The following is a 21629-nucleotide window of genomic DNA, read 5'->3' as shown; positions in this document are numbered from 1 at the left end:
ATTATATGAATAGGTTAAATATAAAGATAGAGCATATATTCCATAGTGGATTAACTGTAGAAACAGAAAATTTGTTTTTAGTATTTGATTATTATAAGGGAGCTATTTCTTTAAAAGATAAAAAAATCATAGTCTTTGCCACACATTCCCATGAAGACCATTTTAATCCTACAATCTTTAAATGGAGAAATAAGAATAAAGACATAAATTATATATTAAGCTCAGATATAAAAATTAAAGATAAGGATGAAAATATTTATAGCATAGCACCCTATGAAGAATTGGAATTAGAAGAAGTTAAGATAAAAACCTTTGGCTCTACAGATATGGGCGTATCTTTTCTTGTTAATATAGATAATATAAATATTTTCCATGCAGGAGATTTAAACTGGTGGTATTGGGAAGAAGATACTGAGGAAGAAAAGTTAAATATGGAAAAAGATTTCAAAGAAGAAATATCTAAGATTAAAAACTTTCCCATTGATATAGCCTTCTTTCCTGTAGACCCTAGATTAGAAAATGCTTTTAGTCTAGGAGCTGAATACTTTATCAATGAAATATCCCCAAAATATTTAATACCAATGCATTTTGGGGATAACTTTAGTACGACGAAAGACTTTATCCACAAAATGGATAGTATAAATACTAATATTGTGGAAATTAATCACAGAAACCAAATAATATACCTTTAACAAACACAAAAGGAAGAAATTTAAATTTCTTCCTTTTGTGCTTTTATTAATCTTTCTTTTATAAACCTTATATCATCAGATATATATCTATGTTTCACATCAGCTACATTGAAATTAACTGTTTTAAAAGCAAACTGAAAAAAATATCCTCCTGCTATGGACATTATAGCAGTTCCTATACCTACTGACCCTCCTAAAAAATAGCCCACAGCTATGGCTAATATCTCTACTGAATTCTTCACAAACCTTACGGATTTATTTGTTTTTTTAGTCAAGGCAACCATAAGTCCATCTCTAGGACCTGCACCAAAGCCTGCACCAATATACATATAACAGCCGTATCCTAAGACAAGCATACCTAAAAACATCATTAACAAACTAGGTAAAAAAGCATCAAAAATAGGAATCAATCTATTAATCATTAGAAAATCAACAATTATTCCAATGACTAGCATATTGAAGATTGTTCCCCAACCTATATTTTGTCCTAGAAATGCATCTATTATAACTATTATAAGCCCCGCAATTATACTTGCTCTTCCTATAGGAAGATTAAAAACATTTCCCACTCCTTGATGAAATACATCCCATGGAGCAACTCCTAAATTTGCATTTATAGTCATCACCATACCTACAGCACATACAAAATAACCTATAAAAAGTCTAATTATGGCAATGATTGTTTTTTTCATATAATTAACTCCACTGGACAATGATCAGAACCCATTACATCTGAATGTATAGCCGCTGACTTTATTCTATCTGCAAGGATTTCTGATACTATAAAATAGTCAATTCTCCAGCCTACATTTCTATCTCTAGCTTGTCTCATATAGGACCACCAAGTATAAGCATCTTCCTTATCTGGATAGAAATGTCTAAAGGTATCAATAAATCCTGATTCTAATAATGCAGTCATCTTTTCTCTTTCCTCATCAGTAAAACCTGCATTTTTTCTATTTGTACTAGGATTTTTCAAATCTATTTCTTTATGAGCAACATTTAAGTCACCACATAAAATTACAGGTTTTCCCGTCTCTAAACCCTTTAAATAAGATTTAAAGTCATCTTCCCATTTCATTCTATAATCTAATCTTGCTAATTCCCTCTGAGAATTTGGAGTATAGACATTCACTAGATAAAATTCATCATATTCCAAGGTAATAACCCTACCTTCATTATCATGTTCATCTATATCTATACCATAAGATACATCTATTGGCTCAACCTTGGTGAATACTGCTGTTCCTGAATACCCTTTTTTCTCTGCATAATTCCAATATTGATAATATCCTTCTAAGTTTAAATCTATTTGTCCTTCTTGTAATTTAGTTTCCTGTACACAAAATATATCTGCATCAATTTCCTTGAAAAAGTCTAGAAATCCCTTTCCTACACAAGCACGAAGCCCGTTTACATTCCAAGAAATTAATTTCATTACTAATGCCCCCTTAATAATTATAATTTTAATATTCGTCTAAAAATGAATGTTTTTCTCCATCTTCCTGCCAACCTAATATCCCATTCATATTAACATTTTCAGCCGCTCTAAAAATATTAATATCAACATTTACAAAGTCTTTCCTTAAATTTTCAATTAACTCCTTTATTTCATACCTCTTATTTCCAATTTTTTTAGCTGCAACCATACAAGCACAGTTTAAAGGCCATATTCCTGCATTTTGAATAAACCTTTGAATGTACAACTCTTCAATCAAATATAAAGGTCTTATTAACTCAAGTCCTTCAAAATTCTGAGCCTTTAGTTTAGGTAACATGGTTTTAAAACTACCAGCACATAGTAGATTTAACATTGTGGTTTCTATAACATCGTTAAAATGATGACCTAAAGCAAGTTTATTACATCCTAATTCCTTTGCCTTACCATATAAAGAGCCTCTTCTCATCCTAGCACACATATAGCAAGGGTAATCACTGGCTATTCTATCTGCAACTTGGAATATATCTGCATCATATATATGAACTGGTATATTTAAGTATTTACAATTATCCTCCAAAAGTTCTCTTATCTCTGAATGATACCCTGGATCCATGGCTATAAACTCTAATTCAAAATTCCTATTTCCATTCTTGTATAACTCTTGAAAAAGTTTTGCCATAAGAAGGCTGTCCTTCCCACCTGATATGGCTACTGCTATCTTATCTCCATCTTGTATAAGTTCATACTCTTTTATTGCCTTAATAAATTTTGCCCATACATGTTTTCTATATGTCTTTATAATACTTCTCTCTATATCAACTAATGGTTTTCTTTCATTGAAAGGAACCAGTATTTCACAACCTGTTCCTTTAAGACCATTGTCCTTTTCCTCCATTATTATCACTCCATCTAAATTCATTAATTATTATAGTTTCCATAAATATTATTCTTCTAGTAATTCTCTTTGAGTTAAAACTTCTCCATTATCCTTATCTCCAAAATATACAGTTCCCCATACTCCTATGAGTATCATAATAGCCCCAATAAAATCGTACCAGAAAAAATCTTCTTTTAGTATAAGAACTCCAGCTAAAATAGATACTATAGTACAAAGATTAGCAAAAACTGCAGACTGTGACACTGGTATCTTGGATATAGTGTAATTAACCATAAAAAAGGCAACTATTGATGATAAAATTCCTAAATATAATAGGGGAATTAGGGCTTGACTATTTCCTAATGGTGTAAAGTAACTCTTCATTGTACCTTTTGTTAAATTAGTTATTGTTAGTATTATGTTGAAAGAAATAGCTCCTATCCACATCATTACATAAGTTATCTCAATAGGAGTAAAATTCATTGATGATTTTTTTGATCCAATATTATAAAAGGAAGATGCAATTATGGCTAAAAACAAAAAAATAATTCCTAAAAAATTACCTGATAAACTTAAGCTATCCTTCATTATATTTATGAAAACAACTCCCCCTACGGATAATGCTATAAATCCTAACTGATATAGATTAAGTTTTTCATGTAAAAATATCATACTAAAAATAGCTACGAATACAGGTATCAAGGAAATCATAAGACCTGCCTCTGATGAAGATGTCATACTTATTCCCATAGATTCAAAGAAAAAATATAATACAGGTTCACAAAATGATGTCAGTAAAACCATTTTAATATTCTTTCCCCTTAAATCTACCTTAATAATTTTAAATACCTTTAGTGCAGTCATAGTTAATGCTGCTAATAAAAACCTGAAAGCAATTAATTCTATTGGCGTCATAACTTCTAATCCTATCTTAGAAAACATAAAAGAAAAACCAAATATAATGGAATATATAATTGCTGAAATTATAGGCAGATATTTTGTATTTTTCAAAAACAACATCCTCTCTCAGTAAATATAATATTATATTAATCCTATTACTTCCAATAATATAACATATTTTTATATTTATTCGCAACTATAGAAAAAGCCTAGGATTTACAAATCCTAGGTTCTATAATAAATAATATTATTTTAATTTTTTGTTTAACCTGTCCAATAAAATTTTATTTGGGTCATTACTTAATTCCCAAATCATAACTCCACCTAATCCCTTTGATTTAATATATTCTGCCTTATGCTCAATAGATTCTTCATTCTCATAGGATATAAAAGTCATTCCATCATAAAGCCATGGCACCATGGATTCTGAATGATAATATTTTATAACTCCTGGTTTATTTAAGTATTTTGAAACTATATCAGCATAACTAATAGATGAGCCTCCTTTATAAGTCTGATATAGTCCATTAGCTGATAAGTTTACCATATTGTATTGCTTACCAAAAAAAGGAACCCCCATAACAATCTTCTCTTTAGGAAATCCTGCATTTATCCAAGATTTTACTGCAGAATTTATACTCCATTTAACATAATTTGGGGAAGAATTGTTTGCATATAAAGGCGAATTAAAATCTGTATATTTGTCCCAAACTCCATGCATATCGTAAGTCATTATATTTGCAAAGTCTATATATTTATGAATATTCCATAATTCAACATTTTCAATATACATACTGCTTGCTCCGCCTGCAATAGATAGTGCATAATATCTTCCATCTTTTTTACCTTGTATATCTAGTTTTTCTCGTATTGTCTTAAGTAAGAGAGTAAAATTTTGTTTATCTTCTTTCCTGCTCTTATTTGTTGAAAGTCCTCCAGCTACTGGATATTCCCAATCTAAATCTATTCCATCAAATCCATATTTTTTAATAAATTCCACACAATTATTTGCGAAATTATTCCTAGACTTGTCCGTTAAAGCCACATCAGAAAACTTATCAGACCATGTCCATCCACCAATAGATATTAGTGTTTTTAGTTTTGGATTAGCCTTTTTAAGTTCATTTAGTTTTTTTATATTAGAAGGGTCTATATATGAATCTCCTAAAATTACTTTTAAATCTTCACTGATATTTGCGAACCCATAGTTAATATGAGTTAACTTAGTTGCATCAACTTTATCTGGTGTAAAACCTGAATAAGCTGACCAAGAAGTATAATATCCTATAACCTTTTTACCTTGATTTTCAATTGACTTAGCCATTGCCTGAGGGGCTGCAGATAATATACTAAATGCTAAAATACAGATAATAACTGAAAATATGAATTTTTTCATATACATAGAGTTTATATTCACAAAAATCCTCTCCTCTTACAGAATAAACCTATGTTGATATATTATAGTGTTTCAGATATTATGTCAACTTGTAGAAAATGGCAATGAATGAAGTAAAATGAATATCTAATAAAGATAGAGTCATTTTATTATCTATCATTGCACTTATAGCATATTTACTGTATAATTTCTTTTTGTAAAGTATTTTTTTATTTAGGGGAAGATTAATATAATATTTTTATTATAGAAAGGAAATATAAAATGAAACTTGGAATAGTAGGCCTACCAAATGTAGGAAAAAGTACGCTTTTTAATGCAATAACACAAGCGGGTGCAGAATCTGCTAACTATCCTTTTTGTACTATAGAGCCAAATGTAGGTGTAGTTGCAGTACCAGATGATAGACTTGAGAAATTAGCAGAAATTTATGAATCAAAGAAAATTGTTCCAACTGCTATTGAGTTTTATGATATAGCAGGACTTGTAAAGGGAGCAAGCAATGGAGAAGGACTTGGAAATAAATTCTTATCACATATTCGTGAAGTAGAAGCTATAGTACATGTAGTTAGATGCTTTGAAGATGTAGATGTAGTCCATGTGGACGGCAATATAGACCCTCTTAGAGATATAGAAACTATAAATTTAGAGCTAATGTTTTCTGATATGGAACTTCTAGAAAGAAGACTTGAAAAAACTAAAAAGGCCGCTAAAGGTGATAAATCTCTAGGTACAGAAGTAGAACTTATCCAAAGAGCTTTAGAATCATTAGAAAAAGGAAAGTCTGTAAGAACTCTAGAATTATCTCCTGAGGAAAATGAAATCATCAAATCCTTTAATCTTCTAAGTTCAAAACCTGTTATCTATGCATCAAATGTTTCAGAAAATGACTTAGCTGATGGTGGAAACTCAAATCCTTATGTAACTAAAGTAAAAGAATTTGCTTCTACAGAAAATGCAGAAGTAGTCGTAGTTAGTGCACAAATTGAAGCAGAAATTTCATTATTAGCCGATGATGAAAAACTAGAATTCTTAAAGGATTTAGGTGTCGATAGCTCTGGTCTTGATAAGTTGATACAAGCATCTTATAGTCTACTAGGACTTATAAGCTTTTTAACAGCAGGACCAATGGAATCTAGGGCTTGGACTATAAAGAAAGGTACTTTAGCTCCTCAAGCAGCTGGCAAAATTCACTCTGATATAGAAAGAGGATTTATCAGGGCAGAAGTAATAGCTTTTGATGATTTAATGGCTCATGGAGGCAATATGACTTCTGCTAAGGAAAAGGGACTTGTTAGAATCGAAGGAAAAGATTATGTAATGAAAGATGGAGATGTTGTATTATTTAGATTTAATGTGTAAAAAAATAATATAATTAAAAAACAGCCCATAGGCTGTTTTTAATTTTATATACTTATTTCATTACCACTATTTTCTTATTATCATGGTAAATTATTTCCACAGGTATTTCATAAGTATTCATAATAATATCTTCATCTATTACCTGATTTTCATCACCATAAGAAAATATTTTAGTATCCTTTAATATTAAAAACTTATCACAATACCTTGATGCTAAGTTTAAATCATGAATAGATATTATTATACTAATATCTCTTTTTCTTGATATATTTTTTAATATCTCCATAGTCTTTTTTTGATGCTTCATATCTAAATTACTAGTAGGTTCATCTAGAAGTATTACCCTAGGTTCTTGAGCCATAGCTCTTGCTATCATAACTCTTTGTCTTTCTCCACCAGATAACTGATTTATTCCTTTAAAAGCAAAGTTCTCCAACTGAAAGTCTTCCATTATCTCCAATATAGCTTTATTACTCTCATTTGAATTTTTATTATTATATGGTGTTCTTCCCATTTTTATATACTCAAATACAGATATAGGAAATACTAAATCTATATGTTGAGGTACATAGGCTATATATTTCGCTCGTTCTTTTAAGGATAAATTTCTTAAATTTATGCCATCTACTGTACAAGTCCCCTTGTTTTTTAATAAATCTAATATACATTTTAATAAAGTGGTCTTTCCAGTACCATTGGGTCCTAATAATCCCAATATCTCTCCACTTTCTACTTCAAAGGATATATCTTGTATTATCTTTCTACTATCATATGAGAAGTCTATGTTTTCTACTTTTAAACCCATCAATAACTCCTCCTATTTAAAACTACTTGATGTAAGAATATGGGTACCCCTAAAAACGATATTACTATTCCTACTGGTACAATTACAGGTGATAATATTAATCTGCCTATTGTATCTCCTATAATTATTAGCATGGCTCCCATAATGGCTGATCCTGGTAATAAATATTTATAATTATTACCTATAATGGCTCTTGCTATATGTGGTGCTGCTAAACCTATAAATCCAATAACACCTGTGAAACTTATTATTGCTGCTGTAGATAAAGAAGCCAATATGCTTCCTATAATTCTTAAAATTACCGGATTTATTCCCATGGTTTTTGCTAATTCATCTTCCATAATTGCCACAATTGTAAATTTATCATTTAATAACATCAATATTAATAAACATGGAATTACAAAAGAACCTACGATTTTTACATGTATCCATTCTGCTCCATTTAAAGTTCCAAATGTCCAATTTATAACTTTAGCTAATTTATTATCATCTGCAATAAATTGTATAGTTGTTGAACATGCTTGAAATAAATAGTTTAATGCAATCCCTGTTAATATTATGGACTGTGAACTCATAGACATTTTCTTTGCTATTAAAAATATTACTATTGTACATATTATAGCAGCCATAAATGCATTTGTTACAATACCAAGCTGAGAGCTTCCGAACAATCCAAAACCAAATACTATGGCTATAGAAGCTCCAAATCCTGCTGCACTAGATATACCTATGGTAAAGGGACTAACAAGGGGGTTCCTTGTTATTCCCTGCATTATTACCCCTGATATAGATAAACCTATTCCAGCTAGTAATCCTAGGACTGTTCTAGGTAACCTAAGATTTAATATAACCTTTTCTGTAGTACTTAAGTTTTGGGATCTTAAAATTCCCTTTAATATTGTTTTCCAAACATCCATAACAGATGAGTCCGTTATTCCTAAGGAAGTACAGATTACAGATATTATTAATAAACCTATAAATGCTAATATTAGAGATATTATCTTCCTAGTTTCTTTCTTCTGATAACGTTCTAGTATTTCACTTCTATTGTCTATCATTTAAGATCATTGACTCCATAAAAGTGACCTTCAATATTTTTAAATCCTTGGAAATCTTCCATCCAAGCTCTAAATACTTCATCTGGATTTAATTCTGGTAAAAGGTCTGGATACATCCATTTAGCTATATACATTGTACCTACTAATTTTGATGCCCCGCCATGGCTAAACTGAGTCATGAAAAATACTTCTTCATTTTTAACTGCGTTTATATCATCCCAACCAGGTCTTGAAATTATTTCATTATAGGTGTTTACAAAATCATCTTTTGTTGGTGGTTCATATAAACCAGTTCCTTTTATAGCCTTATCTGGAGTTATTAATTTTATAATAACATCTGGATTTCTTTTTATTACTTCTTCTGGATCTATTTCAGATTTTTTTATGTTTTCAAAATTACTTGCAAATATATTGTTTGCTCCACCAAAGGCTGCCATATCAAAGAAATAATCTCCTGGTAATGTAGAATTTAATGAAGATGTAGTTTCTAGATATAGAGTCTTCTTATGTTCTTCTGGTACATTTGCTTTAATATATTCTAGTTTATCATTAAAATAATCATAGAATTCTTTTGCCTTATCTTCTGTTCCAAACATTTTTCCTATGTTCTCTACTTGATTTTTAAAGTCAGAAGTATCGTATCCTGAAATTACAAAAACTTTAATTCCAAATGGAGAAAGTTTTTCTTCCGCTTCTTCATATGTACCATTAGATGGTAATATAAGAACTTGAGGGTTTAATTCAATTATCTTTTCATAGTTTAATTCACTTTGTCCTTTTCCTATTACATTATTAGGATCAAACTGAGCCCAATATTCCCTATCTTGAGCAGTATTTGTATCTACTGCTATAACCTTATCAATTGCTCCAGATGCTCTTATTAACTCAGAGTTATATCTATTTGCTACAACTGCTGTTTCAACTGGATAAGGCAAAATAACTTCTCTACCTACATTATCAATTAATGTAATTTCTTGAACTTCATTTTCTTGTTCCCCTGCTACATTTGATTCTTCTTCCTTAATTACTTCTTTTCCCTTACATCCTGCTAGTCCTAAAGTTAAAGCTAGTAATAAGGCTAATAATAGGGTTAGTTTTTTATTCATTGTTTTCTCTCCTTTTAAAAATATTATTGAACTTTATTACTAAATCCTAATAAAAAAACTATTATCTTCATATTCCACAATTCTTCCCAAGGAAATATAAAAACAATAGTACATAACTGTTTTCAATTACCTATTTTCGACGGAAATAGGAATAAATTCAAATATTAAGCAGGTTTTCTGACTTATGCATAACATATGTTTAGCCTTCTCGCATTAGCAATGGCATAATTAAACATACTATCATTTACAGCGACCGGATCGTTTAAGATTTTCACTTAATTCCCTTTTAACGATATTTTAATTATCGCACTTAATATCTTATTCAATTAAAATTATTATAACATCCTTATATTCTTATATCAAACCTTTAATAACAAATAAAATTTAATTTATAAACCTATAAAAATTAGCCTGTATAAAAATATTTTTATACAGGCTAATTTATTGAAGACTTAATGTAATTGTTGCTCTAGTCTATCCTTTACTTCTTCGGGAGTTAATCCTCTTGCATTTACTACTGGAGCTTTAGTTTCTGTATCACTAATCCCTAACATATCTGTATTATATCCTGCAGTTACAATAGCATCAAGACCACTTAACTTTGGAATATTATTATCTATAGATTCACTTAAGATTTCTATAGAATAACCTTCATTAGTTAGATAATCTGCCACATTTCTTAGTCCCTTTTCCACACCAATCTTTTTCATATATTTATCACCTCTAAGGTATTTTGTACAAATTAATAATATAATATACTCCGCTTTCTTTTAGCTTTATTGTAATTTATAACTGTAATAATAATATGATTTAGTGGGAAATTATATATACTATAATTCAGATTGGAGGAATAAAAATGACAATAAAAGCTTATTTTGGAGAAATAAGTGCAGCAAATAATGCTATTAGAGAACTTGAAGAGGCTGGATTTAGTGGTGCCTTTGTAGATATCAATGACCATTATATAGGAAATAGAAATGTTAAAACAAATAATCCTGGAACTAGTACTGCACCAAATCTATCCCAATTAATTTTAAATTCTGGCTCAGATGGTTTAGATAATGGAAATTCTCCTTTAGCTGCTGCTAATCCTATGGTTAGCGGCATGAGTTCTTTTGAAGAAATAGCAAATATAAACTACGTTGTTAGCGTAAATATAAGTGGTAAAGACTCTCAAAAACCTAGAGATATTCTTAAAGATAATGGCGGATATCTAGGGAATCCAAACATTAGTGGAGAGAAAGCCATATCTAATGCAGAAGTTGATTTAACAAAAGCTATTTCAACCTTAGAAGATGATGTTTAATAAAGATACTCCCAAAGGGAGTATCTTTATTATGCAGCTATATTAAAATTATCTAATTCTTGTACAACATTTCTTATCCATTTTTTAGATTGAAGTCGTTTAGCTTCAAAAAATATCTTAACTACTTCTTCTAAAGAAATTATTAAAAATACTTGCTCTAAAGGAAGTTTAAAATATACTGCTGCTACAAATCCTGCTGGAATGGCAAAACACCAAACAGTTCCAAGCTGAACTAGCATGGAATATATAGTATCTCCTCCTCCTCTAAATACACCTACTATCATAAGAACATTGAAAAATCTAAGAGGGGCAAAAAATGCCATAATCCTAAGGACTTTTATTGTAATGTCTAATGTATCCTTGTTAATTTTAAATAATCCTGCAACAGCTGGAGATGCAATCCATAATAACATTCCAGTTATAAGTCCTAGAATGGGGGCAAAAATACCTAGTTTTATTGCATAATCAATTGCTAATTTCTCTTCTCCTGCTCCAATTTTATTCCCTACCATAATCGCAGCTCCATTAGCAAGTCCTATGGAAAATACCATAAACATATTATTAATAGTGCTGGCTATTTGCATACTAGCAACCTCACGAATCCCTATTTTTGCATATATTACTGAATATACAGATAGACCTACAGCCCATATTAACTCATTGAGTATTACTGAAGAAGATGTTTTAAAATACATCCTAATAAATTCACGATCAAATCCTATAATATTTTTTAATTTACTAGGTATAACAGAATTAGATTTATATGCACAAATAACTATAAATATCATCTCTATAACTCTAGCTATACTTGTAGCTAGAGCCGCTCCTGCTACTCCCATTGCTGGAAATCCAAAGTATCCAAATATAAAAACCAAATTTAAAAAAGCATTTGTTAGTACGCCTATTAAGCTTCCAAACATTGGTAACCTTGCAATACCTATACATCTCAATGCTGTGGAATAGGTTTGAGTAATACTGGTAAGTACAAAAGTTACGGAGATAATTCTAATATATTGGACACCTAGTTTTATAACTTCACTATCCTTAGTAAATATTTTTATTATCTCTTCGGGAAATAAATAAGCTGGAATAAAAAATAAGACTGAAACTATAAGGCTTAAAACTATATCTAATCCTAACATTTTCCTTATATTAAAAATATCTTTCTTACCCCAAAATTGAGACATAAATATCCCTGCTCCTGCGTTAATTCCTGTTAAACATAACATGAATATGAAAAAATACTGATTAACTAAACCTACAGCTGCAATTGAACTTTCTCCAAGTCTTCCTATCATTAGATTATCAACCATATTTAGTGATGAACTAATTAAATTCTGCAAAGTTATTGGTATAACTAATGTTAGAATTGCAAGAAGAAATTTCTTGTCTTTTGATGTCTTTTTCATTTACGTCATTCCTCCTATTTTTTGACACAAAAAAGCAAATGGGTATTGAAAGCTGCCCATCTGCTTCTATATTTATTATATATTTAATTAAATTTACAATAATAGATTATATAAGAATTTTTCATAATGGTCAATGTTTTTCCTGCAATTAGTTTATACTAAGATACCTAAATACCTTTTATTCTAATTCCTTCTCTTATTTCCTTATGTGGTGAAAGTATAACGATTTCTCCTTCTCTTAAACCTTGTATAATTTGGACATCTTTATCACTTTCTATTCCTGTTATTACCTCTCTCAGTTTTGCCTTTCCATTGTCATCTATAAAAACATAATCTTTTCCATCTATGATAAATAATGCTTTTTTAGGTACTATTAATATATCATTTGCCTTTTCTGTAATTATCTTTACTTCTAAATCATAGCCTGGTCTAAGACCTCTTTCATTACCATTTATTTCAATATGAACTTTTACCCTCTTTTGCTGAATACCTAAGTCAGAAGTTTTAGCAAAAGCATAGGGATGTATCTTTTTTACTATACCTTCTAAATCAACTATGTTTAAATCTTTATTTGTTATGTGAACCCTTGCTCCTTCCAAAACCTCCATCACATCTTCCACTAATATATCGCTTTCTATATATAATTTGTCTATATTTCCAATATCCATAATAGAAGTTCCTTGTTGTATGTAGCTGCCTTCTTCAACAAATTTACCAAATACTATTCCATCAATATTAGAATTTATACTGGAGTCTTTATACGATTTTTCTAAATCTTTTTCTTGTATATCTAGCTGTCTTAATTGTGTTTCAAATTTAGTAACTATATCTTGTGATATAGGTTTTTTTATAATCTCTAGGTCTAGTTTAGCTTTTTCTAAGTTAATAGTTTCTGATTCCATCTGTAATAAAGCCTCTTGGTATTCTTCATAACTTATAGCCCCTTCATCATATAAAGTTTTTTTATTATCTAATATCCTCCTAAGGTTCACAAGTTTCTTTTCTAAATCTTCTATTTCTAACTCTAATTTTGAAATCTCCCTATTATCTATAGGTTTTTTTGCTTCATTATATTCAGCTAATATAGCTTTTCTTTTATTGCTTAATTGTTCCATATCCCTTATAATTTCATCTTTATCTAATATTACTAATACATCTCCCTTTTTTACTTTATGACCTATATCTACTAAAACCTTTGAAACCATACCTGTAGTTGCAGAATATATATTTACTTGGTTTTCAGACTTTACTACTCCTAATTCTTCTACATACTTAGTTATATTTCCTTTTTCTACTGTAGCTGTATTTACTTCTATAAATCTTTTAGCATATTTTATATAGGATACTGTGACAATGATTATAATAAATATAATAGCAATAATAACTTTCTTTTTCACCTTATTCACATCCTTAAATTATAGTTAATATTATACATAGAATATCCAGTTGAAAATACTCCCTAATTATCCTTAAGATATTCTATTCTTTAATGAATCTATAAAATTCAAATGATAAATCTTTCTAATGGTAGCAAGTTGTGCTAAGGCAATAAAAATTATAGTAGAAATTGCAGTAATTATATAACTGCTAGGCTTTATTATAAGAGGAATACTATACATATCTGCAGAGAGAGATAATACAAGCACTTTACACATTCCATATCCCAATGGAACACCTGCTAATAATCCCCAAAATGTCATTATTGTATTTTCTTTAGTAACTAATCCATAAATTTCCTTTTTATCAAAACCCATTACTCGTAAAGAAGAAAATTCCATAGCTCTTTCTCCAATACCAACAATAGTTACATTATAAACAATAGCAAAGCCTAAAACCCCGCCAAATATCATCATTACTCCTACAGAATAGATAATAATATCAATAAACTCTAAAATACTATTCTTCATATCTTCAATAGACTGTATCTGTCTTATATTTTTAACATTTTGAAGTTTTTCTTCTAAGTTACTACTAGAATTCAATATTGCACCTGTTATAACTTGCTTTTCTTCTAATAATTTATTTATTTCATCTATATCCATATATCCATTGCTTCCTAAATACTGCTCTACAATACCTTTAACTTCAAGGGTTTTATCTTCTCTATCAAGTATAAGATTTTTTACTATTATCTTATCACCTACCTCTGCATGAAGATTATCAGCTACTATTTTAGAAAGTAAAATTCCGTCTTTTGGCAGTTTAATTTCATTTCCATCTATATCTTTAAAAAAATATAATTCTGTATCCCTTTTCAGTCCAATAATATTAACTGTCTTTTTTAACCATCCTCTCTTTAATTCCAATGGAATTTCCACCTTTGGCTCTATATAATCTATATCTGCAACTTGAATCAGCTCCCTTATTGCATTATGATTCATAGGAACAGCAAAATCTATATTATAATCCATTCTTTGAAGTTCTCCATACTGTATATCAAATAGATTGTCCCATACATTCATCATAAATATAGGTACCATAGTAATTCCATAGGTTAAAGCAATTCCTAAAACTAAAAAAATTCCTCTCTTTTTATTTCTAAATATATTTCTGACTACCATCTTCCAACTAAAAGACATTCTATTCCAAATAAATTTAATATCTTCTATCCAAATTCGTTTACCTGTCTTGGGGGATTCAGCTCTCATAGCATCTGCTGGTAAAATTTTTATAACATTTCTAGCTCCAATCATCCCAGACAATATACAGAATATAACTGTTAGCAATATACCATAAGCAAAATATATATAATTTATCTCCATTTTAAACATAGGAATATTCATATATTGTATATATAAACTGGTCATGAAGGTAGAAAGTGGTATACTCAATCCAGCCCCTATAATAGAACCTACTAAACCAATTAATACTGAAAACTTAGCATAATGAATTAATATATTAAAATTACTATATCCCAATGCTTTCATTACACCGATAGACATTCTATCATTTCTAACAATTCTAGATAACATAATATTTATAATTACTGCAGAAACTATTAAAAACAATAATGTAATAGAAGCAGCCATATTTTCCAACTGCTCTACTTCTTCCATCATTACACTATGACTTAGCTGTCCTTCTCTCTTAACAACCTTTTTAACTATGTATTTATCCAATTTTTCTTCTATTTCATCTATAATACTATCTATCTTATTTATATAATTATCTTCTACTTTAATCATTATTTCATTATATGTACCTTGATAGCCTAAGGTAGATTGTGCAAACTCTTCAGAAACATATAATATGCCAAACTTCTCTGGTGCTGGAAGCAGTGCCTGTTCATTTTCCATTAAATATATATATTCTGGACTGCCTACAACTCCTACTATTTCCATAGGATATTCCCTGCCTTTAATATAGGGTACTATCCTATTACCTAGCTTCATATTTCTAGCATCAAAGAATTGCTGCAATACCATTGTAGATTTTGGGCTGTTTTTTAAAACTTTACCATCTATTAAAAATATATCATTTAACACATAATCTTCATTTGGTATAGATACTATCCTAACGTTAACCTTTTCCTTAGGATTCTTTACCCTTAATGGTACGTCTGCACTTATTCTTCCTTGGACTTTTTCAATACCGTCTATAGCTGAAATTTCCTTTATAACTTTCTTAGGTACCTTAGAAACCTCCACAAAAATATCCCCAAAATTAGTCACATCATAATAATGAAATATTGTACTATTAAGATTATCAGCTACCATACTTAAAGAAATATAAATAGTCAGTGCCAATATAATCATTATGGAAATAGAGATAAAAGGTCCCCTATTATACTTCACTAGTCTCAATAACCTTATATCTAATTTTTTCATTACCATTCAATCCTTTCTGGATTAATAGGATTATCATTTCTTTTAATATCAGTTATTTCACCACTTCTCATTCTAATCACTCTATCAGCCATTTGTCCTATAGGCGTATTGTGTGTTATAACAATAACTGTTTTTTTATATCTTTTATTAATATCCTTTAGTAATTTTAAAATCTTAATTCCCGTTTCAAAATCTAATGCTCCAGTAGGTTCATCACAAAGTAATAACATGGGATTCTTTGCTACTGCTCTAGCAATAGCAACTCTTTGTTGTTCACCGCCGCTCATCTGTGATGGAAAATGGTCTTCCCTATCCTCCAATCCAACACTTTTTAATACATCATCAATATTTAAACCATTCTTGCAAAGTTCTGTAGCTAATTCTATATTTTCTCTAGCCGTTAAATTAGCCATTAAGTTATAAAATTGAAATACAAAACCTATTTTCTCTCTCCTATATGCTGTTAATTTCTTGTCATTATAATTTGTAATATCTTCATTATCAATAAATATCTTACCTTCTGTTGGTAAGTCCATTCCTCCTAAAATATTTAAGAGAGTGCTCTTCCCAGAACCACTAGGTCCCAAGATAACTAGAAATTCTCCCTTATATATTTCAAGATTTATATTCTTTATAGCGGCTACTTTCACTTCTCCCATTTCATAAAATTTATTGAGAGCCATGATTTTTAATAAAATATTAACTTCCATATTCTTCACCTTCTCATCTTCCTAAAAGTCCATACTTTAGAAAGTCATAAAGTTTTTCTGTAAAATCTTCTAGCTCCTCATTACTATTTATATCATCAAATACCTCTTTATCTATTCCTTTTATTAGTGCAATCAATATATTTGCTATAAAAGCCTCATCTATATTTCTTATTTCTCCTTTATTAACTCCTTCTCTTACAATATCCTCAAATATAATCTTGGCCATTCTCTTTTTTTCTTCCATAAGCTTTTCATAAATGTATGGATTATCAAAAATATCCTTGTAAAGTGCCATAGAATATTGTTTGGAATGTTCCATGCCAAAATTTAATAAAAAATCTATCCTATCTAATGTGCCTTCTATTTTGTCTATTTCATTTTTTATATCCTTAAAATACCTATCCATAATAGATAATATAATCTGTATGAAAAGCTCTTCTTTCGAAGGAAAATACTTATATATAGTCATCTTGCTAACTCCTGATTCCTCAGCAATCTGATCCATAGAAGTAGCTTTGTAACCCAACTTTAAAAACAATTCTTCAGCCTTTTTTATTACTCTGCTATATTTTAATTCACTTTGACTAATCATATATTTCTCCTTTTTATACTATTATGCTCACATAGTATAATAGTATAGTTTTTTTGTCAATATTTTTAATATTATTCTTGTATCATTTTATATTGTAGTGGAAAAATACTTATACTGGATAAGTTTTATTATTACAGAAAGTAGGTACTATATATGGAAAAAAGATTTCTTGCGCCATCAGAAGTTGCAAAAGCAATAATTGCATCTGCCGAAACAAAAGTTAGTTTATCCGTAACTCGATTAATAACTCTTGGAATAATGGCTGGAATTTATATTGGATTTGGAGCTTTTGGTAATATTGTTATTATGCAAACCTTAGGTAATATAGATATTGGATTAATGAAGTTTTTAGGTAGTTCTGTTTTTCCTGTAGGTTTAATGTTAGTTGTTTTTTCTGGTTCTGAGCTTTTTACTGGAAATAATTTAATGACAATGGCTTTAATGGATAGAAAGATATCTATAAAAGGATTGTTAAAAAATTGGTCTTTAGTGTATCTAGGAAACTTTATAGGTTCATTAATTTTAGCTTATCTCATCTATAAGTCACAGTTAGTAAACAAAGATATATTAAACATTACATTTAATATAGGTAGTTCTAAAACAGCTTTAAGCTTTCAAGTTGCTTTTATAAGAGGTTTATTGTGTAATATATTAGTTTGTCTTGCTGTTTGGATGGCTGCATCGGCACAAGATATAGTTTCTAGAATATTTACTATATGGTTTCCAATAATGTTATTTGTATTGTCTGGATATGAGCATAGTATAGCAAATATGTTCTTTTTATCACTAGGAAAATACTGCGGACTTAATATTACTTGGTCTAATATATGGTTTTCAAATTTAATCCCAGTAACCTTAGGTAATATTGTAGGTGGTGGACTAATTATACCTATTGCCTATTATATTGCCTATATTCTTCCTGCTAAAAATGATTAACAAATAAAAACAAGGTACATTTATTAATATATACCTTGTTTTTATTATAGTTTATTTACTTGTAATTATTTTCTCTTGCTATTGCTTCATCTCTAATTTCTTCTTTCATTCCTTTTAGAGATTCTTCTCTTCTTTTGTTTTTCTCCATTAAAGCTTTTTTCATATTTTGGTCATCTGTTTCTGCAATCATTTCTTCTGCAAGATTGTAGTTTTTAATAGTGTTATCAATATTAAATTGTATTTTTTCAACATTATCTCTTCTATCATCTGGTTTTGGTTTATTATTCATAATTTTCATCTCCTTACTTTCATTAATTTATTTTTGATTTGGTAAATGCTACAACCCAGTTATTTACCTATTAGTTGTTTTTGTCCTATCTCAACTAGCTTTTTAGTCATCATCCCACCTACTGTACCAGCAGCAAATATCTTTTCCACTGAATTTAGTGGACCTTTTTCCAAAACACTCACCTCTATATGAAATTTTTATTCTTTATTATTTTGCATATTTTAATGATTTTAAATACTAGGTAATTTAATGAAAGTAATAACTCAATTATCTTATTAAGTATATTGTAATTTATATGTGATTAAATCGACTATTATATTAATTATACTTACTTTCCATAATACTTAAATATTAACAAGAAATTATAGTAAAATAATTTACGTACAAATATAATATAAACCTTAGCCTAAAGCTAAGGTTTATAAGATAATCATAATATTTTTCTCAAACTGGATATAAAAAATATTCTATTCTTCATTTTTTATAAATTCTAATACTTTTTCTGCATGTCCCTTTGCTTTTACGTTTCTAAACTCTTTTACTAACTCTCCCTTTTTATTGAATATAAAGGTGGATCTTTCAACTCCCATATATTCCTTTCCATACATCTTTTTAAGTTTCATTACATTAAATAAATTATGGATCTCTTCATTTTCATCACTAAGAAGCAAAAATGGTAAATTATGCTTGTCCCTAAATTTAGCATGGGATTTTAAGTTATCTCTGCTTATTCCCATTATAACAGTATCTTGCTTTTGAAATTCATCATATAAATCCATAAATTCTAATGCTTCTGTAGTACAACCTGATGTATTGTCCTTTGGATAAAAATATAATACTACATTTTTTCCCTTAAAATCCTTTAGTGAAATATCCGTTCCATTAGTTTCCTTTAATACAAAATCATAATTTAACATATTAACCCTCCTATTAACGAAATTCATTGATATTTTAATTATAACATATTTATAAAATTTGAAATAACATGATGTGTTTAAGCATTTATACTACTTTTATTTAAATAAATAACCTCTAAGAAATTACTATCCTAAAGGTTATTTATGTATTTAACTCTATATATTTATTGATTTATTCCAATACCATATCCTCATCAATATTATCATTACTAGATAGAATATTATATAGTCTTGCTAAGGTAGCTTCTTTATAAGGATGGACAAAGATTCCTCCTATACCAAAGAAAAGCAAGCCCAAAATATACCAGCCCCAGAAAGATAAATCTAATATAAATATATCCATTTTATGCCCTTCTGTCATATCCATACTTCTTCTTATAGCCTCATTAGGTGATAAATTAGGTTCATCAGATAAAATATATGGTACCATTATATATTCATAAGATTTTATTATTCCTGGTATTATAAACAATAGTGTCCATAATAAATTATATAAATTTCTTACAAATTGGGTTTTTACAATTCCAAAATATTCCCTAGAGTTGAAGGTTGAAAATAAATTTTCTACATTCACATCATCCTTAAATCCTTTAAGAAAAAACCTACTCTTACCTACTTCAAGCGCATAACCTATGGTTATTGAAATTATTAAGGAAATAATAATTATTATTGGGATAAATCCTCTTGATATATAAAATATAGGAGATATACCAAACTTTCTAGCTGTAAAATTAAATGCAATATTATTAGGCTCGAAAGCTATTTTATTTCGCATTATATCCATTGTTTGAATTTGATTATGTCTATCAGGTGCTTTAACCTTAATGCCACTATTGCCAATTATAACTACAATAAGACATACTAAAAATGCTTTCCAATAATGTTGTCTCAAAAAATCCTTTGCATAATTCTTAATCTCTTCCCTTGACCACATAAAATCACCCCTTAAGTTATAATAACTAAGATTACTACAACCCATTTTAAATCATATCTCATCCCCTTCAAACCAATTTATTTATATCTACCCCTTATTCTATTATAATATCAGACAATAGTTTGTTATGATATTAATTTAGTATATTATACCTATAAATAAAGGTTGCTGGATTAAAGTATGATTTTCTCATACAATTTTATAAAGCATCCACATAATCCTTTGCTTCCTTTAATCCCATCCCAGTAGCATCTCTTAACTTCTTTATTGCCTTAACTCTTTTATTCTCCGAAACAAGCTGTACTAACTCACTTTTAAGCTCATCTGGTATATGTTCTATTGACGATTCATATAATCCAAGATGCTCCATAATTTTATCTAGTTTTGATTCTATTCTTTTTTGATTACGATGCAGTTCACTAATATTGGTGCTAAAAATAGTAAACAAAATAACTATCAAACCCATAGATACATATTCCATACTTCAACCTCCTTCACTAACTAATATAAATTTCTTGTATCTAAGTCTATATAAATATATTACATACCATCCACTGAATTCTCTATACATTTTCTTAGTTTTAATCTCTTATATTTCAGCCCACATCCCATAAGAATAGATGGTAACAAGTTTTCAAATAATAGTAATAATGGAATTGTAGGTATACCTAAAAGAAAGTCAATCATTGTAAATGGAGTATAGTAAATATTAAATAATATCCAATACTCACTTAATTCTCTAGGTACTTCTAATAAGTTTTTACCAGTTATTGAAAATATATATGTCCATAATCCAATACCTATAAGAGAAATAATACTACCATTAAAAAAGTCATATTTTTTATTTTTGCTAATATTTAAAAATGTACCCATGTAAACGTAAGAAATTGTTAATATTATAATCAAAAATATCCTACTTAGTATATTGGTTGTATATTTACCAAGTGTAGGTCCAGTTGCAACAAAGATTATTAATAAAATAGAAGATACTATTACAATAGCTAAATGTAATAGTAATGCCTTTATATTATTTATCATTTTAATTCTCCCATGTTTAATTTTATTTATAAAATAA

At 28.9% G+C, this 21629-nt stretch carries 24 protein-coding genes and 1 riboswitch; of the genes, 4 read left to right on the top strand and 20 right to left on the bottom strand.

Going from position 1 to position 21629, the window contains the following annotated elements; translation table 11 throughout:
- Window positions 1-5 precede the first annotated feature (5 nt).
- On the top strand, window positions 6-692 hold the full coding sequence (locus RT714_RS06200) for an MBL fold metallo-hydrolase (RefSeq protein ID WP_313756714.1): 687 nt from the start codon (window positions 6-8) through the stop codon (window positions 690-692).
- Between the two features lie 20 nt (window positions 693-712).
- Here the strand turns inward: RT714_RS06200 and RT714_RS06195 are convergent, their stop codons facing one another.
- From RT714_RS06195 to RT714_RS06175, 5 genes are all read right to left on the bottom strand, one after another.
- Window positions 713-1384, bottom strand: coding sequence for a YitT family protein (locus RT714_RS06195; RefSeq protein WP_132984239.1), 672 nt, complete (start codon window positions 1382-1384; stop codon window positions 713-715).
- Window positions 1381-2130, bottom strand: coding sequence for an exodeoxyribonuclease III (locus tag RT714_RS06190; RefSeq protein WP_132984240.1), 750 nt, complete (start codon window positions 2128-2130; stop codon window positions 1381-1383). The genes RT714_RS06195 and RT714_RS06190 overlap by 4 nt, the downstream gene beginning before the upstream one ends.
- A 28-nt stretch (window positions 2131-2158) precedes the next feature.
- Window positions 2159-3028 (bottom strand): ATP-binding protein, encoded by an 870-nt coding sequence (locus RT714_RS06185; protein WP_313756713.1) that lies wholly within the window; start codon window positions 3026-3028, stop codon window positions 2159-2161.
- Between the two features lie 48 nt (window positions 3029-3076).
- Entirely contained in the window at window positions 3077-4021 is a 945-nt protein-coding gene (locus RT714_RS06180) for an EamA family transporter (protein WP_313756712.1), read from the bottom strand.
- Window positions 4022-4157: 136 nt separating this feature from the next.
- On the bottom strand, window positions 4158-5327 hold the full coding sequence (locus tag RT714_RS06175; RefSeq protein WP_313756711.1) for a glycoside hydrolase family 18 protein: 1170 nt from the start codon (window positions 5325-5327) through the stop codon (window positions 4158-4160).
- Between the two features lie 240 nt (window positions 5328-5567).
- Between RT714_RS06175 and ychF the strand changes: the two genes are divergently transcribed.
- Window positions 5568-6665, top strand: a complete 1098-nt coding sequence (ychF, locus tag RT714_RS06170; RefSeq protein WP_313756710.1) for a redox-regulated ATPase YchF — start codon at window positions 5568-5570, stop codon at window positions 6663-6665.
- A 52-nt stretch (window positions 6666-6717) separates the two neighbouring features.
- On the opposite strand, the gene RT714_RS06165 is transcribed toward ychF, so the two are convergent.
- The 4 genes from RT714_RS06165 to RT714_RS06150 all read right to left on the bottom strand — a co-directional run bounded on the left by RT714_RS06165 (window position 6718) and on the right by RT714_RS06150 (window position 10344).
- Window positions 6718-7470 carry an ABC transporter ATP-binding protein gene (locus RT714_RS06165; protein ID WP_313756709.1) on the bottom strand — a complete coding sequence of 251 codons (753 nt, stop codon included), beginning with the start codon at window positions 7468-7470 and terminating at the stop codon, window positions 6718-6720.
- A complete protein-coding gene (locus RT714_RS06160) occupies window positions 7470-8528 on the bottom strand; it encodes an iron ABC transporter permease (protein ID WP_313756708.1) in 1059 nt (352 codons plus the stop codon). Before RT714_RS06160 ends, RT714_RS06165 begins: the two co-directional genes overlap by 1 nt.
- Entirely contained in the window at window positions 8525-9634 is a 1110-nt protein-coding gene (locus tag RT714_RS06155; protein ID WP_313756707.1) for an ABC transporter substrate-binding protein, read from the bottom strand. Before RT714_RS06155 ends, RT714_RS06160 begins: the two co-directional genes overlap by 4 nt.
- A gap of 149 nt (window positions 9635-9783) precedes the next feature.
- Window positions 9784-9963: riboswitch (cobalamin riboswitch) on the bottom strand.
- 123 nt (window positions 9964-10086) lie between these two features.
- Window positions 10087-10344, bottom strand: a complete 258-nt coding sequence (locus tag RT714_RS06150) for a YkuS family protein (RefSeq protein ID WP_072972928.1) — start codon at window positions 10342-10344, stop codon at window positions 10087-10089.
- Window positions 10345-10490: 146 nt separating this feature from the next.
- On the opposite strand from RT714_RS06150, the gene RT714_RS06145 reads away from it, so the two are divergent.
- Window positions 10491-10940 (top strand): hypothetical protein, encoded by a 450-nt coding sequence (locus RT714_RS06145; protein ID WP_313756706.1) that lies wholly within the window; start codon window positions 10491-10493, stop codon window positions 10938-10940.
- 29 nt (window positions 10941-10969) lie between these two features.
- On the opposite strand, the gene RT714_RS06140 is transcribed toward RT714_RS06145, so the two are convergent.
- The 5 genes from RT714_RS06140 to RT714_RS06120 form a co-directional block, all read right to left on the bottom strand.
- Window positions 10970-12349 (bottom strand): MATE family efflux transporter, encoded by a 1380-nt coding sequence (locus RT714_RS06140; protein ID WP_313756705.1) that lies wholly within the window; start codon window positions 12347-12349, stop codon window positions 10970-10972.
- A 167-nt stretch (window positions 12350-12516) separates the two neighbouring features.
- Window positions 12517-13746 (bottom strand): efflux RND transporter periplasmic adaptor subunit, encoded by a 1230-nt coding sequence (locus RT714_RS06135; protein WP_313756704.1) that lies wholly within the window; start codon window positions 13744-13746, stop codon window positions 12517-12519.
- A gap of 72 nt (window positions 13747-13818) precedes the next feature.
- On the bottom strand, window positions 13819-16176 hold the full coding sequence (locus RT714_RS06130) for an ABC transporter permease (RefSeq protein ID WP_313756703.1): 2358 nt from the start codon (window positions 16174-16176) through the stop codon (window positions 13819-13821).
- Window positions 16176-16886, bottom strand: a complete 711-nt coding sequence (locus RT714_RS06125) for an ABC transporter ATP-binding protein (protein WP_313756702.1) — start codon at window positions 16884-16886, stop codon at window positions 16176-16178. The genes RT714_RS06130 and RT714_RS06125 overlap by 1 nt, the downstream gene beginning before the upstream one ends.
- Before the next feature lie 13 nt (window positions 16887-16899).
- Window positions 16900-17478, bottom strand: coding sequence for a TetR/AcrR family transcriptional regulator (locus RT714_RS06120; protein ID WP_313756701.1), 579 nt, complete (start codon window positions 17476-17478; stop codon window positions 16900-16902).
- 153 nt (window positions 17479-17631) lie between these two features.
- Here RT714_RS06120 and RT714_RS06115 point away from each other — a divergent pair, with 153 nt between their 5' ends.
- Window positions 17632-18414: a formate/nitrite transporter family protein gene (locus RT714_RS06115; RefSeq protein ID WP_313756700.1), complete on the top strand. Its 783-nt coding sequence runs from the start codon at window positions 17632-17634 to the stop codon at window positions 18412-18414.
- Between the two features lie 55 nt (window positions 18415-18469).
- Here the strand turns inward: RT714_RS06115 and tlp are convergent, their stop codons facing one another.
- The 6 genes from tlp to RT714_RS06085 all read right to left on the bottom strand — a co-directional run bounded on the left by tlp (window position 18470) and on the right by RT714_RS06085 (window position 21592).
- Window positions 18470-18703, bottom strand: coding sequence for a small acid-soluble spore protein Tlp (gene tlp / locus RT714_RS06110; RefSeq protein ID WP_313756699.1), 234 nt, complete (start codon window positions 18701-18703; stop codon window positions 18470-18472).
- A 59-nt stretch (window positions 18704-18762) separates the two neighbouring features.
- Entirely contained in the window at window positions 18763-18876 is a 114-nt protein-coding gene (locus tag RT714_RS06105; RefSeq protein WP_313756698.1) for a small, acid-soluble spore protein, alpha/beta type, read from the bottom strand.
- Window positions 18877-19170: 294 nt separating this feature from the next.
- Complete coding sequence (locus RT714_RS06100) at window positions 19171-19620, bottom strand: peroxiredoxin (protein WP_313756697.1); 450 nt, start codon at window positions 19618-19620, stop codon at window positions 19171-19173.
- A gap of 172 nt (window positions 19621-19792) precedes the next feature.
- Complete coding sequence (locus RT714_RS06095) at window positions 19793-20554, bottom strand: DUF975 family protein (RefSeq protein WP_313756696.1); 762 nt, start codon at window positions 20552-20554, stop codon at window positions 19793-19795.
- 199 nt (window positions 20555-20753) lie between these two features.
- Entirely contained in the window at window positions 20754-21035 is a 282-nt protein-coding gene (locus tag RT714_RS06090; protein WP_313756695.1) for a ribosomal protein L7/L12, read from the bottom strand.
- Window positions 21036-21094: 59 nt separating this feature from the next.
- Window positions 21095-21592: a hypothetical protein gene (locus RT714_RS06085; protein ID WP_313756694.1), complete on the bottom strand. Its 498-nt coding sequence runs from the start codon at window positions 21590-21592 to the stop codon at window positions 21095-21097.
- Window positions 21593-21629 lie beyond the last annotated feature (37 nt).

Source organism: Tissierella sp. (assembly GCF_032104385.1).
Classification (GTDB): domain Bacteria; phylum Bacillota; class Clostridia; order Tissierellales; family Tissierellaceae; genus Tissierella.
Note: the sequence above shows the minus strand (reverse complement) of the source record. Positions and strands in the feature narration are given on the sequence as shown.

Excerpts from the sequence above, each read along its gene's own strand:
- RT714_RS06095 (WP_313756696.1), bottom strand. The coding sequence starts at position 20,554 with ATGTGGTCAAGGGAAGAGATTAAGAATTATGCAAAGGATTTTTTGAGA.
- RT714_RS06125 (WP_313756702.1), bottom strand. The coding sequence starts at position 16,886 with ATGGAAGTTAATATTTTATTAAAAATCATGGCTCTCAATAAATTTTAT.
- RT714_RS06140 (WP_313756705.1), bottom strand. The coding sequence starts at position 12,349 with ATGAAAAAGACATCAAAAGACAAGAAATTTCTTCTTGCAATTCTAACA.
- RT714_RS06120 (WP_313756701.1), bottom strand. The coding sequence starts at position 17,478 with ATGATTAGTCAAAGTGAATTAAAATATAGCAGAGTAATAAAAAAGGCT.
- RT714_RS06160 (WP_313756708.1), bottom strand. The coding sequence starts at position 8,528 with ATGATAGACAATAGAAGTGAAATACTAGAACGTTATCAGAAGAAAGAA.
- RT714_RS06150 (WP_072972928.1), bottom strand. The coding sequence starts at position 10,344 with ATGAAAAAGATTGGTGTGGAAAAGGGACTAAGAAATGTGGCAGATTAT.
- RT714_RS06130 (WP_313756703.1), bottom strand. The coding sequence starts at position 16,176 with ATGAAAAAATTAGATATAAGGTTATTGAGACTAGTGAAGTATAATAGG.
- ychF (WP_313756710.1), top strand. The coding sequence starts at position 5,568 with ATGAAACTTGGAATAGTAGGCCTACCAAATGTAGGAAAAAGTACGCTT.
- RT714_RS06155 (WP_313756707.1), bottom strand. The coding sequence starts at position 9,634 with ATGAATAAAAAACTAACCCTATTATTAGCCTTATTACTAGCTTTAACT.
- RT714_RS06090 (WP_313756695.1), bottom strand. The coding sequence starts at position 21,035 with ATGGAATATGTATCTATGGGTTTGATAGTTATTTTGTTTACTATTTTT.
- RT714_RS06115 (WP_313756700.1), top strand. The coding sequence starts at position 17,632 with ATGGAAAAAAGATTTCTTGCGCCATCAGAAGTTGCAAAAGCAATAATT.
- RT714_RS06190 (WP_132984240.1), bottom strand. The coding sequence starts at position 2,130 with ATGAAATTAATTTCTTGGAATGTAAACGGGCTTCGTGCTTGTGTAGGA.
- RT714_RS06185 (WP_313756713.1), bottom strand. The coding sequence starts at position 3,028 with ATGGAGGAAAAGGACAATGGTCTTAAAGGAACAGGTTGTGAAATACTG.
- tlp (WP_313756699.1), bottom strand. The coding sequence starts at position 18,703 with ATGAATAATAAACCAAAACCAGATGATAGAAGAGATAATGTTGAAAAA.
- RT714_RS06165 (WP_313756709.1), bottom strand. The coding sequence starts at position 7,470 with ATGGGTTTAAAAGTAGAAAACATAGACTTCTCATATGATAGTAGAAAG.
- RT714_RS06145 (WP_313756706.1), top strand. The coding sequence starts at position 10,491 with ATGACAATAAAAGCTTATTTTGGAGAAATAAGTGCAGCAAATAATGCT.
- RT714_RS06195 (WP_132984239.1), bottom strand. The coding sequence starts at position 1,384 with ATGAAAAAAACAATCATTGCCATAATTAGACTTTTTATAGGTTATTTT.
- RT714_RS06100 (WP_313756697.1), bottom strand. The coding sequence starts at position 19,620 with ATGTTAAATTATGATTTTGTATTAAAGGAAACTAATGGAACGGATATT.
- RT714_RS06200 (WP_313756714.1), top strand. The coding sequence starts at position 6 with ATGAATAGGTTAAATATAAAGATAGAGCATATATTCCATAGTGGATTA.
- RT714_RS06085 (WP_313756694.1), bottom strand. The coding sequence starts at position 21,592 with ATGATAAATAATATAAAGGCATTACTATTACATTTAGCTATTGTAATA.